The following is a 13,707-nucleotide window of genomic DNA, read 5'->3' on the forward strand; positions in this document are numbered from 1 at the left end:
GCAATGGACCTCAACGCGCTGGTGGCCGAGGCGTCGGTCATTCTCGACGCGGCGGTCGAGCCGTTCCTGGCCGGTCATCGCGCCGATTCGGCGGTGCGCAAGAAGGGCAACGACTTCGCGACCGCCGTCGATCTGGCGATCGAGCGGCAGGTCGTCGCCGCGCTGGAAAAGGCCACCGGCATCGGCGTGCACGGGGAGGAATTCGGCGGCACGCCCGTCGACTCGCCGTGGGTGTGGGTGTTGGATCCGGTAGACGGCACCTTTAACTACGCCGCGGGATCGCCGATGGCCGCGATCCTGCTGGGGCTGCTGCACGAGGGCAAGCCGGTGGCGGGGCTGACCTGGCTGCCGTTCACCGACGAGCGCTACACCGCGGTCGAGGGCGGCCCGCTGCTGAAAAACGATGTGCCGCAACCATTGCTGACCCCGGTCGACGTCACCGACTCGCTGATCGCTGTCGGCACGTTCAACACGGACTCCCGCGGTCGGTTTCCCGGACGGTATCGGCTGGCGGTATTGGAAAACCTGAGCCGGGTGTCGTCACGGCTGCGCATGCACGGCGCCACAGGCATCGACCTCGCTTACGTTGCCGACGGAATACTCAGCAGCGCAATTCATTTCGGTGGGCAAGTCTGGGACCACGCCGCCGGCATCGCACTGGTGCAGGCCGCGGGCGGCGTCGTGACCGAACTGAGCGGTCAGCCCTGGACCACCGCCTCGCGGTCGGTTCTGGTCGCGGCGCCGGGCGCCCACGCGCAGGTCCTCGAAATCCTGCGTGCCACCGGCAGACCGGAGGACTTCTGACATGGACTTGGGCACCGACCTTGCCGTGCGTGTGATTCCCTGCCTGGACGTCGATGACGGGCGGGTCGTCAAGGGAGTCAACTTCCAGAATTTGCGCGACGCGGGCGACCCGGTGGAGCTCGCGGCGGCCTACGACGCCGAGGGCGCCGACGAGCTGACCTTTCTCGACGTCACCGCGTCGTCGTCGGGCAGGGCCACCATGCTCGAGGTGGTCCGCCGCAGCGCCGAGCAGGTTTTTATCCCGCTGACGGTGGGCGGCGGGGTGCGGGCAGTGGCCGACGTCGACGTGTTGTTGCGGGCGGGAGCCGACAAGGTGTCGGTGAACACCGCGGCGATCGCGCACCCGGATCTGTTGGCGGAAATGGCAACACAGTTCGGCTCGCAGTGCATCGTGCTGTCGGTGGACGCCCGCACGGTGCCCGCCGGGTCGACGCCTACGCCGTCGGGCTGGGAGGTGACCACCCACGGCGGCCGGCGTGGGACCGGGATCGACGCGGTCGAGTGGGCGGCGCGCGGCGCCGAGCTCGGTGTGGGGGAGATCCTGCTGAACTCGATGGACGCCGACGGCACCAAGGCCGGCTTCGACCTGGCCATGCTGCGCGCGGTCCGGGCGGCGGTCACCGTGCCGGTGATCGCCAGCGGCGGCGCCGGAGCGGCCGAACATTTCGCGCCCGCGGTTGCCGCCGGTGCCGATGCGGTGCTGGCGGCCAGCGTCTTTCACTTCGGCGAGTTGACGATCGGACAGGTGAAGGCCGTCATGGCGGCAGCAGGGATCACCGTACGATGACGCTCGATCCGCGAATCGCCGCACGTCTAAAACGCAACGCCGACGGCCTGTTCGCCGCCGTGGTACAGGAGCGCAGCAGCGGCGACGTGTTGATGGTCGCCTGGATGGACGACGAGGCGTTGGCCCGCACCCTGGAAACCCGTGAAGCCACCTACTTTTCGCGGTCCCGCGGCGAGCAGTGGATCAAGGGCGCGACATCGGGGCACACCCAGCGCGTGCACTCGGTGCGCTTGGACTGCGACGGGGACACCGTGCTGTTGACCGTCGATCAGGTCGGCGGCGCGTGCCACACCGGAGACCACAGCTGCTTTGACGCCGACGTGCTGCTAGAGCCGGATGATAGGCCCTGACCCGACTAGCAGCGGAACTTCACGAAAAAGTTCCGGTGGGCATCGAGGATGCGTTCAATGTCTGCCGGTTGTGCGGTGGCATCTTGAACGTGATGTTCGTAGGTGCCACCCAAGATGATTCCGTCGGTCCGGGGAATCATGTAGCCAATGTCCTGGAAGTGGTAGGAGTAACGGATTTCGGGCTGTGGCAATAGGATTGCTAGTTGTCCACGTACTGGAATCAATTCGCTGTCCCCGGTCAGCGCGGCGGCGCCAAATCCGGTGCAGTTGAAGACGAGCTGCTCTGGTAGCCCTGTGATATCGCCGATAGACGCGAACTCACGGATTTGGATTGTCCCGCCGGCGGTTTGCAGATCGCGGATCATCTGACGCAAGTAGCGGCCAGTTTCGACATACAGGGTCTCGAAATATGTGACTTCGTCGATGGGGAATGGATGTTCATCTCGTGACAACACGCGGCGGTTGGGTGGAAATGTGGGAAGAAGTTCGGATACAGCGTTGCTGTCTTCGTAGCTGGCGAGCCAGCGAACGCCGTAGTCGTCACCAACCAGGGTCTGGAATCGGCGCCAGCTGTAGGCGGCGGCGGTGAGGAATCGCTGGCGCCATTCCGCGGTGACTATCTTTTCGTCGAAGTGATTCACCGGTTCCCACTTTCCGCCAGCAATATCGGAGGTGGTGTCCGGTGGCAGTGTCTTGGTGTAGACCGTCACGTCAAAGCCGGCTTCCTGCACTAGGCGTGCGGTGCTGAGTCCCACGACTCCGGCCCCAATCACCGCGACCGGCCCGTGATGGCCTGGCAGGCCGAGATCGACCGCGAGTTTGGAGGTACCCCAGGACAGTGTGATCCCAGCCCCGCCGTGGCCGTAGTTATGCACCAACCGCTGAGCACCAACGGATTCGGCGCGTACGACGAACCCGCCGGGACGGTACGGCCGCAGGCCTGCCGTGGTGTGGATTACTCGCTGCGGGGTGACCTCGACCATAGGCATGCACATATCGCCGGGCATCTGCTTACGACCCGGTGCCGACAGGATTGTCGAGACTGCTGCTGCGGCCTTCATTGGGAAACCGAGACGATCCACGCGCATCTCCTAGCCAGGCACGAACGACGACTCCGATAACAATATATGATCAAACTCGGGATATGTGATCGTCGCCGCAGGCGAGGTGGCTACTGGCACCCGAGAATCAAGCCCGACCCACGTCCAAACTATTGGCCGCTGCGATCGCCGCGCGGGGCCACTCGTGTCGGAACACCGCCGGTGAGATGCGTTCGCGGCGAATGACTTCGAGATCGATCGCCCTCCCGTTGATCACCGCGTTCGGCACCCGGAACGAGTAGGCCGGCTCGTCGGTGGCCACGGCCAGGATGGCGTCCTTATCGGTGAAGTTGTTGGCGCGCATGGTGTCCTCGGCCCAGCGCAGCGGCTTGAGGCCGTCGAAGTTCTTGACGTACACCACCCACAGCCTGCTGCCTTGCGTGTCGTAGAGCTTGCGAAGCGCTCGGTTTACCGCGTCGTACTCGAGGGGACCGAGCGCATTCGCGTTGTCGGTGATTTGGCCGGACAGCTTGAGCGCCGGCTTGGCCGACGGCTGGCTACTTGGCGGTGCCACCGGTTGCGAGGTGGCTGCGCCGTTGCCGGATTGGCTGGAGTCGCCCAGCAGGCGGACGCCGACGAGTACCGCAAGCCCGATCAGCGCGACGCCGACGATCGCCGAGACCGCGAGCGCCGTGCGCCGGTTGCTGCGCACGGGCGGCGTTGCGCCCGAGGTGATTCGCGGCGCGGCGATCACATCCGTCGCGATCGCGGCGGCCTGGGTCGGAGCCACCGCCTCGGCCGCTGGCGAGGTGCCGAGCTGCGCGCCCAGCGCGGCCGCGAAATCCGCGCACGTCGCATAGCGGTTGGCCGGATCCTTCGCAAGCGCCTTATCGAGCGCGCCGTCAAGGTCGGCCAACTCGGGCCGGCGCTCACTGATTGACGGCGGTGGCTCCGACAAATGCTGGGTGATGACCACCGCCGGGTTGGAGTTGTGGAACGGGGCCGAGCCGGTCAGCAGGTTGAACGCGGTGCAGCCGAGGGCGTATTGGTCGGCGCGGCCGTTAAGGTCCAGCCCTCGCAGTTGCTCGGGCGCGCAGTAGGCGGTCGTGCCGATCAACATGTTCGTCGCGGTCAGGCCGCTGACCTCGCCCAGCTCGCGGGCGATACCGAAGTCGGCGAGCAGGATGCGCCGCCGTGGATTGGCCTCACCCAGCAGAATGTTGGCCGGTTTGACATCGCGGTGCAGCAGGCCGCGCGAGTGGGCGTAGTCGAGCGCGTCGGCGACGGCCGAAACGATCTCGACGACGTCGGCTTTGGGCATTCCCGAAGGGAACCGCTCCCGAAGCAGCCGCGCGGCGTCGGTGCCCTCGACGTAATCCATCGAAATCCACAGTCGGCCTTCGTATTCGCCGCGGTCGTGGATGCCGACGATGTGCTCGTTGTACAAGCTGCCTGCGAGGTCGGCTTCCCGGTTAAAGCGTTGACGGAATTCGAGGTCATCGGTCAGTTCGGCGGGCAGGATTTTCAGCGCATCGCGCCGGGGCAGCCGTGGGTGCGCAGCCAGATACACCTCGCCCATGCCGCCGACCCCCAGCCGGCGAACGATCGTGTATCCAGCGAAGTCGGTGCCTTCGGGTAGCCCGTCGCTTTGCGGCATGTGAGCATGCTACTGAGACGACATGGCGATCACGGACTGTGACGCCGCCGGCTGATTTCCACAAGAATGGCGGGCGATGCGCAATAGCCGGGTGTCCTGGAATGTGGTTGTCCCGCTAATAGCCCTCGTCCTGCTGGCACTGACCTGGGGCGCGACGCCCGGGCCGATGCTCGCCCTCCTCGAGGCGGTCTTTCTCATCGGGTCGGTGCTGGCCGCGGTGCACCACGCGGAGGTGGTCGCACACCGGGTCGGAGAGCCGTTCGGGTCGCTGGTGCTTGCCGCAGCCGTGACGGTCATCGAGCTGGCGCTGATCGTCGAGCTGATGGCCTCCGGCGGCAGCGACGCGGCGACCCTGGCCCGAGACACCGCGTTCGCCGCGCTGATGATCTGTACCAACGGCATCGCCGGCTTGTCGCTGTTGCTCGGCTCCCATCGGTACGGCGTGACCTTGTTCAACCCGCACGGCAGCGGCGCGGCGCTGGCCACGCTCATCACGCTGGCGACGTTGAGCCTGGTGCTGCCGACGTTCACCACCAGCCATAGCGGGCCGCAATTCTCGCCCGGCCAGCTTGAGTTCGCCGCCGTCGCCTCGCTGCTGCTCTACCTGCTGTTCGTTTTCACCCAAACCGTGCGGCATCGCGACTTTTTTCTGCCCGTCGCGCAGAAGGGTCAGCAAGGCCTGTTCGAGGACGACACCCACGCGGATCCGCCGAGCACGTCGGCGGCGCTGCGCAGCCTGGGGCTGCTGATGGTGGCGCTGGTCGCGGTCGTGGGCCTGGCCGAACAGGAATCGCCCGCCGTCGAGAAATTGGTGTCGGCCGCGGGATTCCCGCACTCGTTCGTCGGTGTGGTGATCGCGTCGCTGGTGCTGCTGCCCGAGACCCTCGCGGCAGTGCGCGCGGCGCGGCAGGGCCGCATCCAGACCAGCCTGAATCTGGCCTACGGTTCGGCGATGGCCAGCATCGGGCTCACCATTCCGGGTATCGCGCTCGCGTCGATCTGGCTGCAGGGCCCGCTGATTCTCGGCCTGGGCCCCACCCAGCTGGTGCTGTTCGCGTCTACCGTGGTGATCAGCATGCTCACCGTGGTCCCAGGGCGGGCCACCCGACTGCAGGGTGAAGTTCACCTGGTATTACTCACCGCTTATGCGTTTCTGTCGATCATCCCGTAAAGCCAAGCAGCGCAACCCATTACGCCGACGAACGGGCCCGTAGTGTCGCGAGTGCCTGGTCGGCGTGGGTGTCCATGCTGAATTCGCTGGCGATCACGTCGAGCACGGTGCGGTCCGTGTCGATCACAAAGGTGGTGCGTTTAACCGGCATCAGTTTGCCCAGCAGGCCGCGCTTGACCCCGAATTGGTTTGCCACGGCGCCGTCGTTGTCCGACAGCAGGGGATAGTCGAAGTTCTCCTTGTCGGCGAACTTGGCCTGCTTGGCGACCTCGTCGGTGCTGATGCCGACCCGGTTGGCGCCGACGGCAGCGAATTCGGCGGCGAGGTCGCGGAAATGACACGCCTCCTTGGTGCAGCCGGGCGTCATCGCTGCGGGGTAGAAGAACAGGACCACGGGCCCGGTGGACAGGAGCTCGCTGAGTTTGCGGGGCGTTCCGCTCTGATCGGGAAGTTCGAAGTCGGCGACGATGTCTCCAGATTTCATGGCCGTCAGGCTACGCCCGGGCGCGGCATTCGGATCTGCGAGGATGGTTTCGTGCCCGCCCATCTCGCCGCCACCACCTCACGAGAGGAATTTCGCCTGCTCGCCGTCGAGCATCGTTTCGTCCCGGTGACCCGTAAGGTCCTGGCGGACAGCGAGACGCCGCTGTCGGCGTATCGCAAGCTCGCAGCCAATCGGCCAGGCACTTTCCTGTTGGAATCGGCCGAGAACGGCCGCTCCTGGTCGCGATGGTCATTCATCGGTGCAGGGTCGCCGTCGGCGTTGACCGTGCGGGACGGCGCGGCGGTGTGGCTGGGCGCGGTGCCCCAGGACGCGCCCACCGGCGGTGACCCGCTGGACGCACTGCGCGCCACGCTAGAGCTGCTGGCCACCGCGAAACTGTCGGGGCTGCCGCCGCTGTCGGGCGGACTGGTCGGCTTCTTCGCCTACGACCTGGTACGGCGCCTGGAACGGCTGCCCCACTCGGCGGTCGACGACCTGCAGCTGCCGGACATGCTGCTGCTGCTGGCCACCGACATGGCGGCCGTGGACCACCACGAGGGCACCATCACGCTGATCGCCAACGCCGTGAACTGGAACGGCACGGACGAGCGGGTCGATGAGGCCTACGAAGACGCGGTCGCACGCCTGGACGTGATGACCGCGGCGCTGGGCCAACCGCTGCCGTCGACGGTCGCGACGTTCAGCAGGCCCGAGCCTCGGTACCGGGCGCAGCACACCGTCGAGGAATACGGCAAGATCGTCGACTACCTTGTCGAGCAGATCGCGGCCGGTGAAGCCTTCCAGGTGGTGCCCTCGCAGCGGTTCGAGATGGACACCGACGTGGACCCGATCGACGTATATCGCATGCTGCGGGCGACCAACCCCAGCCCCTACATGTATCTGCTGCACGTGCCGAATAGTGTTGGCGCAACGGACTTTTCGATCGTCGGCTCGAGCCCCGAGGCGCTGGTCTCCGTCGTCGACGGCCGGGCCACGACGCACCCGATCGCCGGCACCCGGTGGCGAGGCCAGAACGAGGAAGAAGATCAGCTGCTGGAAAAGGAGCTGATGGAGGACGAGAAGGAGCGCGCCGAGCACCTGATGCTGGTCGATTTGGGGCGCAACGACCTGGGCCGGGTGTGCACGCCGGGCACCGTCCGCGTCGAGGACTACAGCCACATCGAACGCTACAGCCATGTCATGCATCTGGTGTCGACCGTGACCGGCATGCTCGGCGCGGGCCGCACCGCACTGGACGCGGTGACGGCCTGCTTCCCGGCCGGGACGCTGTCCGGCGCACCCAAGGTGCGGGCCATGGAGCTGATCGAAGAGGTGGAAAAGACGCGCCGCGGCCTGTACGGCGGCGTCATCGGCTACCTCGACTTCGCCGGAAACGCCGATTTCGCGATCGCCATCCGCACCGCGCTGATGCGCGACGGCACCGCCTATGTCCAGGCCGGCGGGGGTGTGGTGGCCGATTCCAACGGCCCGTATGAGTACGCCGAGGCGAGCAACAAGGCGCGCGCGGTGCTCAACGCGATCGCCGCCGCCGAGACGCTGACCGTCCCGGGCGTGCACACAGATGGCTAAGACTCGCCGCGGCCGGCTGACCACCGGGGTAGCGCAGTTACTGCTCGTGGTCGCGGCCGGTGGGCTGTGGACGGCCTCGCGGCTGCCCTGGGTGGTGATCCGGTCGTTCGACGGGCTGGGGCCCCCCAAGGAGGTGACCTTGTCCGGCGCGTCTTGGTCGACGGCGCTGCTGCCGCTGGCGCTGCTCGACCTGGCGATGGCCGTGGCCGCGCTGGCGGTGCGAGGCTGGGCACTGCGGGCACTGGCCGGCCTGCTGGCGCTGGCTAGCCTCGCGGTCGCCTATCTGGGCATCAGCCTGTGGGTGGTGCCCGACGTGGCCCTGCGCGGCGCCGACCTCGCGCACATTTCGCTGCTGACGCTGGTCGGGAGCGAACGGCGACATGGCGGGCCGACAATCGCCGTGCTGGCCGCGGTGTGCACATTGGTCGCCGCGGTGCTGTTGATGCGGTCGGCGTCGGTCCTGGCGTCGGACAGCTCGGGCGCGACAAAATATGCCGCGCCCGCGACACGTCGCTCAATTGCGCGACGGGAAGACCCCGCGGGGGCGATGCTGGAGGAGCCGGGCACACCAGAGATGTCGGAGCGGATGATCTGGGACGCGCTTGACGGGGGCTATGACCCGACAAGGGCCCCGACCGATACGCCCCGCGAGTCTGACACCGAGGGTCGGTGACGCGCCGCGGGCCAGCGGTCGCTACCCTTCATGAACGTCGCCGAAACAGCTTGGGGACCGGCTAGGTGACAGTAGGTAGCTGTGGGAAGGGAAACGACAGGCATGAGTCCGGCTTCCGTGCTTGACTCCATCCTCGAGGGAGTCCGGGCCGACGTTGCCGCGCGCGAAGCGCTGATAAGCCTGTCCGAGATCAAGGCGGCCGCCGCGGCGGCGCCTCCGCCGCTCGATGTGATGGCCGCGCTACGCGAGCCAGGAATCGGTGTGATCGCTGAAGTCAAGCGCGCCAGCCCATCGGCGGGTTCGTTGGCGACCATTGCCGATCCGGCGAAACTCGCTCGCGCTTACGAAGACGGTGGCGCGCGCGTCATCAGTGTTCTGACCGAGGAGCGGCGTTTCCAGGGTTCTCTCGACGATCTCGACGCGGTGCGTGCCGCGGTGTCGGTTCCGGTGTTGCGCAAAGACTTTGTGGTCCAGCCGTATCAGATTCATGAGGCGCGCGCGCACGGCGCCGACATGCTGCTGCTGATCGTCGCCGCCCTGGATCAGTCGGCGCTGGTGTCGATGCTGGACCGCACCGAATCGCTTGGCATGACGGCTCTTGTCGAGGTGCATACCGAACAAGAGGCCGACCGGGCGCTGAAGGCCGGGGCCAACGTGATCGGGGTCAACGCACGCGATCTCACGACTCTGGACGTGGACCGCGATTGCTTCGCGCGCATCGCTCCAGGCTTGCCCAGCAAGGTGATCAGGATCGCCGAGTCGGGGGTGCGCCACACCGGTGACCTGCTGGCGTATGCCGGCGCGGGAGCCGACGCGGTCCTGGTCGGCGAGGGATTGGTCAAAAGCAACGACCCCCGGGCCGCGGTTGCCGATCTGGTCACCGCGGGCACCCACCCATCCTGTCCGAAACCGGCCCGCTGAAGATTGGCAGAGTCACTGCGGGGCCCCGGCGCTGAAACGTTGAACCCAATGAGCCGTTGGTGATGGTAGATCTAACCCGCCCCGAGCTTCCGCTTTCGAGCGCGGCCATCTCCCACCCCACCCGTCACGATCCGGACCCGGGGGGCCATTTCGGCGTATACGGCGGCCGTTACGTCGCCGAGGCGTTGATGGCAGTGATCGAGGAGGTCACCGCGGCCTACGAGAAGGAACGCGTCAACCCGGATTTCCTGGACACCCTCGACGAGCTTCAGGCCAACTACGCGGGCCGGCCCTCGCCGCTGTACGAGGCGGCTCGCCTCGGCGAGCACGCCGGGTCGGCGCGCATCTTCCTCAAGCGAGAAGACCTGAACCACACCGGTTCTCACAAGATCAACAATGTGCTCGGTCAGGCGTTGCTCGCCAAGAGAATGGGCAAGACGCGAGTCATCGCCGAGACCGGAGCCGGCCAGCACGGCGTGGCCACCGCCACCGCGTGCGCACTGCTCGGCCTGGAATGCGTGATCTACATGGGCGCCGTCGACACCGCGCGCCAGGCGCTCAACGTGGCGCGGATGCGGTTGCTCGGTGCCGAGGTCGTCTCCGTCGAGACCGGCTCGCAAACCCTCAAGGACGCGATCAATGACGCGTTCCGCGACTGGGTTACCAACGCCGACAACACCTATTACTGCTTCGGCACCGCGGCCGGGCCGCACCCGTTCCCGACCATGGTTCGCGACTTCCAGCGAATCATCGGCCTGGAGGCGCGCGTCCAGATTCAGGCGCAGGCGGGCCGGTTGCCCGATGCGGTCGTCGCGTGCGTCGGAGGCGGCTCCAACGCCATCGGAATCTTCCACCCGTTCATCGACGATCTGGGCGTGCGGCTGATCGGCTACGAGGCCGCCGGTGACGGCGTCGAAACGGGCAGGCACGCAGCCACATTCACCGGTGGTTCGCCCGGTGCGTTCCAGGGATCGTTCTCGTACCTGCTGCAAGACGAGGACGGGCAGACGATCGAGTCGCATTCGATCTCGGCAGGTCTCGACTATCCGGGCGTGGGTCCCGAGCACGCCTGGCTCAGGGAGACGGGCCGTGCCGAATACCGGCCGATCACCGATTCGGAAGCGATGGACGCCTTCCGGTTGCTGTGCCGCACCGAGGGCATCATTCCGGCCATCGAATCCGCGCACGCCGTCGCGGGTGCGCTCAAGCTGGGCAACGAACTGGGACGCGGCGCGATCATCGTGGTCAACCTGTCGGGCCGCGGTGACAAGGACGTCGAGACGGCCGCCAAGTGGTTCGGCCTGATGGACGACCGGGATCAGCGGTGACAGTGGAGCAGACTCAGGCAAGCCGGCTCGGGCCGGTCTTCGACTTCTGCCGCAACGAGAATCGGGCGGCGCTGATCGGTTATCTGCCCACCGGCTATCCCGACCTGCCGACGTCGGTGGACGCTATGACCGCGCTGGTCGAATCCGGCTGCGATCTGGTCGAAGTCGGCGTGCCTTACTCCGATCCCGGCATGGACGGTCCGACCATCGCGCGGGCCACCGAGGCCGCTTTGGCGGGGGGAGTGCGAGTCCGCGACACGCTGGCCGCGGTCGAGGCGATCAGCCGGGCCGGCGGCCATGCTGTGGTCATGACCTACTGGAATCCGGTGCTGCGCTACGGGGTTGATGCGTTCGCGCGCGACCTGGCGTCGGCCGGTGGTTACGGGCTGATCACCCCAGATCTCATCCCGGACGAGGCCCACGAGTGGATGGCGGCATCCGAGGCGCACCGGTTGGACCCCATTTTCCTGGTGGCGCCGTCATCGACGCCGCAGCGGCTGGTGACCACGGTCGAGGCCTCGCGCGGATTCGTCTATGCTGCCTCGACGATGGGGGTAACGGGGGCACGTGACGTGGTGTCGAATGCCGCACCCGAACTGGTCAGCAGGGTCAAGGCGGTGGCCGACATACCCGTTGGCGTGGGGCTTGGGGTGCGGTCGCGAGAGCAGGCCGCCCAGATCGCCGGTTACGCCGACGGTGTCATCGTCGGTTCGGCGTTGGTGTCGGCGCTCGGCGAGGGTATGCCCGCGCTGCGCGCGCTGACCGAGGAACTGGCCGCGGGCGTGCGGGTGTCCGCGGCATGACGATGTTGCCCACCTATTTCCCCAGCCCGCCGCAAGGCGTCTGGCATCTTGGGCCGTTGCCGATTCGCGCGTACGCGCTGTTCATCATCACCGGGATCGTGGCCGCGCTCATCATCGGGGACCGGCGCTGGGAGGCCCGCGGCGGCCAGCGCGGAGTCATCTACGACATCGCCTTGTGGACAGTGCCTTTCGGCCTGATCGGTGGTCGGCTCTATCACCTGGCCACAGACTGGCGGACGTACTGGGGGCCGGGTGGCGCGGGCATGAGTGCGGCGCTGCGCATCTGGGACGGCGGGCTCGGTATCTGGGGTGCGGTGGCCCTCGGTCTGCTCGGCGCGTGGATCGGCTGTCGGCGCCACGGGATTCCGTTGCCGGCTTTCGTCGACGCGCTAGCCCCGGGAATCATCTTGGCACAGGCCATCGGTCGGCTGGGCAACTACTTCAATCAGGAGCTCTACGGCCGGGAGACGACGCTGCCGTGGGGCCTGGAGATCTTCTATCGCAAGGACCCGTCGGGATTCGTCGACCCGCATTCGCTCGAGGGCGTATCGACGGGCGAGGTGGCCGTCGTGGTTCAGCCGACGTTCCTATACGAATTGATCTGGAATCTTCTGGTTTTCGTCGCTCTGCTGTATATCGACAGACGATTCAGGATTGGCCACGGGCGGCTGTTCGCGTCGTACGTCGCGCTGTATTGCATCGGGCGCTTCTGGGTAGAGTTGCTGCGAGACGACACTGCGACACACATCGCGGGTATCCGGATCAACACGTTCACATCGACTTTCGTGTTCATCGCGGCGGTGGTGTACATCATGGCGGCGCCGAAGGGCCGCGAGGACCCCAAGACGTTGCGAGGCAGCGAACAGGTCGAAAGCGCCGAAGCCGAGCCGGAAGCCGAACCGGCCGAAGAACTTGCGGCGGTGGCCGCGGCCGGGGCCGCAACGGCGGCGACGCCGGTGGTCGCGGGCAAGGACGACGGATCGACCGATGCGCGGGAAAAGGCCGAGCCCGTCGTACCGGAGGCCGGAGAAATCGAAGAGTTCGGGGCCGAGACTGGCGAGGTCGAGCCGGTAGTGTCCGAGGCTGAGGTCGAGGAGCCCGATTCCGAATCGGAGGTTGCTGAGGCCGAGGAGTTCGGGGCCGAGACTGGCGAGGTCGAGCCGGTAGTGTCCGAGGCTGAGGTCGAGGAGCCCGATTCCGAATCGGAGGTTGCTGAGGCCGAGGAGTTCGGGGCCGAGACTGGCGAGGTCGAGCCGGTAGTGTCCGAGGCTGAGGTCGAGGAGCCCGATTCCGAATCGGAGGTTGCTGAGGCCGAGGAGTTCGGGGCCGAGACTGGCGAGGTCGAGCCGGTAGTGTCCGAGGCTGAGGTCGAGGAGCCCGATTCCGAATCGGAGGTTGCTGAGGCCGAGGAGTTCGGGGCCGAGACTGGCGAGGTCGAGCCGGTAGTGTCCGAGGCTGAGGTCGAGGAGCCCGATTCCGAATCGGAGGTTGCTGAGGCCGAGGAGTTCGGGGCCGAGACTGGCGAGGTCGAGCCGGTAGTGTCCGAGGCTGAGGTCGAGGAGCCCGATTCCGAATCGGAGGTTGCTGAGGCCGAGGAGTCCGGGGCCGAGACTGGCGAGGTCGAGCCGGTAGTGTCCGAGGCTGAGGTCGAGGAGCCCGATTCCGAATCGGAGGTTGCTGAGGCCGAGGAGTCCGGGGCCGAGACTGGCGAGGTCGAGCCGGTAGTGTCCGAGGCTGAGGTCGAGGAGCCCGATTCCGAATCGGAGGTTGCTGAGGCCGAGGAGTCCGAAGCCGAGACCGACGAGGCCGAGACCGTAGAACCCGAAGGCGATGAGCCGCCCGACGAGCACGCCGCCCCCACCGAAGAGCCCGCGTCTGCCGACGTCGAGACCGAGGATGCGGCCGTCGTCGAAGAACCCGAAGAGGCCGGCACGGAGAGCGACACGACGCCGGAACAAGCCGCCGCGCCGCAAGCCGCCGGCGACGACGATACGAAACCCCGCAGACGCTGGCCATTGCGGCGCAGGAATCGCGGCTAGGGCCCAGCGCTTGCCCGCCGCAGAGGGCGCGGCAAAAGACGCCGCATCTGGCATGCTGAA

General features: G+C 66.9%; 12 protein-coding genes and 1 pseudogene. 10 read left to right on the forward strand and 3 right to left on the reverse strand.

Annotated features, from left to right (window positions below):
- Positions 1 to 3: 3 nt before the first annotated feature.
- From MSG_RS11180 to hisI, 3 genes are read left to right on the forward strand one after another with little or no spacing between them, the layout of a single operon-like run.
- On the forward strand, positions 4 to 804 hold the full coding sequence (locus MSG_RS11180; protein ID WP_096439602.1) for an inositol monophosphatase family protein: 801 nt from the start codon (positions 4 to 6) through the stop codon (positions 802 to 804).
- 1 nt (position 805) lies between these two features.
- Positions 806 to 1,591, forward strand: coding sequence for an imidazole glycerol phosphate synthase subunit HisF (gene hisF, locus MSG_RS11185; protein WP_096439604.1), 786 nt, complete (start codon positions 806 to 808; stop codon positions 1,589 to 1,591).
- On the forward strand, positions 1,588 to 1,941 hold the full coding sequence (gene hisI / locus MSG_RS11190; RefSeq protein WP_096439606.1) for a phosphoribosyl-AMP cyclohydrolase: 354 nt from the start codon (positions 1,588 to 1,590) through the stop codon (positions 1,939 to 1,941). The genes hisF and hisI overlap by 4 nt, the downstream gene beginning before the upstream one ends.
- Before the next feature lie 5 nt (positions 1,942 to 1,946).
- Here hisI and MSG_RS11195 read toward each other — a convergent pair whose 3' ends face one another.
- Together MSG_RS11195 and MSG_RS11200 are read right to left on the reverse strand one after the other, a co-directional pair.
- Positions 1,947 to 3,023 carry an FAD-dependent oxidoreductase gene (locus tag MSG_RS11195; protein WP_162899193.1) on the reverse strand — a complete coding sequence of 359 codons (1,077 nt, stop codon included), beginning with the start codon at positions 3,021 to 3,023 and terminating at the stop codon, positions 1,947 to 1,949.
- Positions 3,024 to 3,129: 106 nt separating this feature from the next.
- Positions 3,130 to 4,638, reverse strand: a complete 1,509-nt coding sequence (locus tag MSG_RS11200) for a serine/threonine-protein kinase (protein WP_096439610.1) — start codon at positions 4,636 to 4,638, stop codon at positions 3,130 to 3,132.
- Positions 4,639 to 4,714: 76 nt separating this feature from the next.
- Between MSG_RS11200 and MSG_RS11205 the strand changes: the two genes are divergently transcribed.
- The gene (locus MSG_RS11205) at positions 4,715 to 5,809 is read left to right on the forward strand and encodes a calcium:proton antiporter (RefSeq protein ID WP_096439612.1); all 1,095 of its coding nucleotides are present in this window, start codon (positions 4,715 to 4,717) and stop codon (positions 5,807 to 5,809) included.
- Between the two features lie 19 nt (positions 5,810 to 5,828).
- On the opposite strand, the gene MSG_RS11210 is transcribed toward MSG_RS11205, so the two are convergent.
- Positions 5,829 to 6,293, reverse strand: a complete 465-nt coding sequence (locus MSG_RS11210) for a peroxiredoxin (RefSeq protein WP_096439614.1) — start codon at positions 6,291 to 6,293, stop codon at positions 5,829 to 5,831.
- A 51-nt stretch (positions 6,294 to 6,344) separates the two neighbouring features.
- Here MSG_RS11210 and MSG_RS11215 point away from each other — a divergent pair, with 51 nt between their 5' ends.
- The 6 genes and pseudogenes from MSG_RS11215 to MSG_RS11240 form a co-directional block, all read left to right on the forward strand.
- Positions 6,345 to 7,883: an anthranilate synthase component I gene (locus MSG_RS11215; protein WP_096439616.1), complete on the forward strand. Its 1,539-nt coding sequence runs from the start codon at positions 6,345 to 6,347 to the stop codon at positions 7,881 to 7,883.
- Entirely contained in the window at positions 7,876 to 8,556 is a 681-nt protein-coding gene (locus MSG_RS11220; RefSeq protein ID WP_096439618.1) for a TIGR02234 family membrane protein, read from the forward strand. The genes MSG_RS11215 and MSG_RS11220 overlap by 8 nt, the downstream gene beginning before the upstream one ends.
- A gap of 102 nt (positions 8,557 to 8,658) precedes the next feature.
- Positions 8,659 to 9,477, forward strand: a complete 819-nt coding sequence (gene trpC / locus MSG_RS11225) for an indole-3-glycerol phosphate synthase TrpC (RefSeq protein ID WP_096439620.1) — start codon at positions 8,659 to 8,661, stop codon at positions 9,475 to 9,477.
- A 62-nt stretch (positions 9,478 to 9,539) separates the two neighbouring features.
- A complete protein-coding gene (trpB, locus tag MSG_RS11230) occupies positions 9,540 to 10,805 on the forward strand; it encodes a tryptophan synthase subunit beta (protein ID WP_096439622.1) in 1,266 nt (421 codons plus the stop codon).
- Complete coding sequence (trpA, locus tag MSG_RS11235; protein WP_096439624.1) at positions 10,802 to 11,608, forward strand: tryptophan synthase subunit alpha; 807 nt, start codon at positions 10,802 to 10,804, stop codon at positions 11,606 to 11,608. Before trpB ends, trpA begins: the two co-directional genes overlap by 4 nt.
- Positions 11,605 to 12,942: pseudogene (locus tag MSG_RS11240) on the forward strand (prolipoprotein diacylglyceryl transferase); the annotation flags it as partial. The gene trpA and the pseudogene MSG_RS11240, both read left to right, overlap by 4 nt.
- Positions 12,943 to 13,707: the final 765 nt, after the last annotated feature.

Source organism: Mycobacterium shigaense (assembly GCF_002356315.1).
Taxonomy (GTDB): Bacteria; Actinomycetota; Actinomycetes; order Mycobacteriales; family Mycobacteriaceae; genus Mycobacterium; species Mycobacterium shigaense.

Excerpts from the sequence above, each read along its gene's own strand:
- MSG_RS11180 (WP_096439602.1), top strand. The coding sequence starts at position 4 with ATGGACCTCAACGCGCTGGTGGCCGAGGCGTCGGTCATTCTCGACGCG.
- hisF (WP_096439604.1), top strand. The coding sequence starts at position 806 with ATGGACTTGGGCACCGACCTTGCCGTGCGTGTGATTCCCTGCCTGGAC.
- hisI (WP_096439606.1), top strand. The coding sequence starts at position 1,588 with ATGACGCTCGATCCGCGAATCGCCGCACGTCTAAAACGCAACGCCGAC.
- MSG_RS11200 (WP_096439610.1), bottom strand. The coding sequence starts at position 4,638 with ATGCCGCAAAGCGACGGGCTACCCGAAGGCACCGACTTCGCTGGATAC.
- MSG_RS11205 (WP_096439612.1), top strand. The coding sequence starts at position 4,715 with ATGCGCAATAGCCGGGTGTCCTGGAATGTGGTTGTCCCGCTAATAGCC.
- MSG_RS11210 (WP_096439614.1), bottom strand. The coding sequence starts at position 6,293 with ATGAAATCTGGAGACATCGTCGCCGACTTCGAACTTCCCGATCAGAGC.
- MSG_RS11220 (WP_096439618.1), top strand. The coding sequence starts at position 7,876 with ATGGCTAAGACTCGCCGCGGCCGGCTGACCACCGGGGTAGCGCAGTTA.
- trpC (WP_096439620.1), top strand. The coding sequence starts at position 8,659 with ATGAGTCCGGCTTCCGTGCTTGACTCCATCCTCGAGGGAGTCCGGGCC.
- trpB (WP_096439622.1), top strand. The coding sequence starts at position 9,540 with ATGGTAGATCTAACCCGCCCCGAGCTTCCGCTTTCGAGCGCGGCCATC.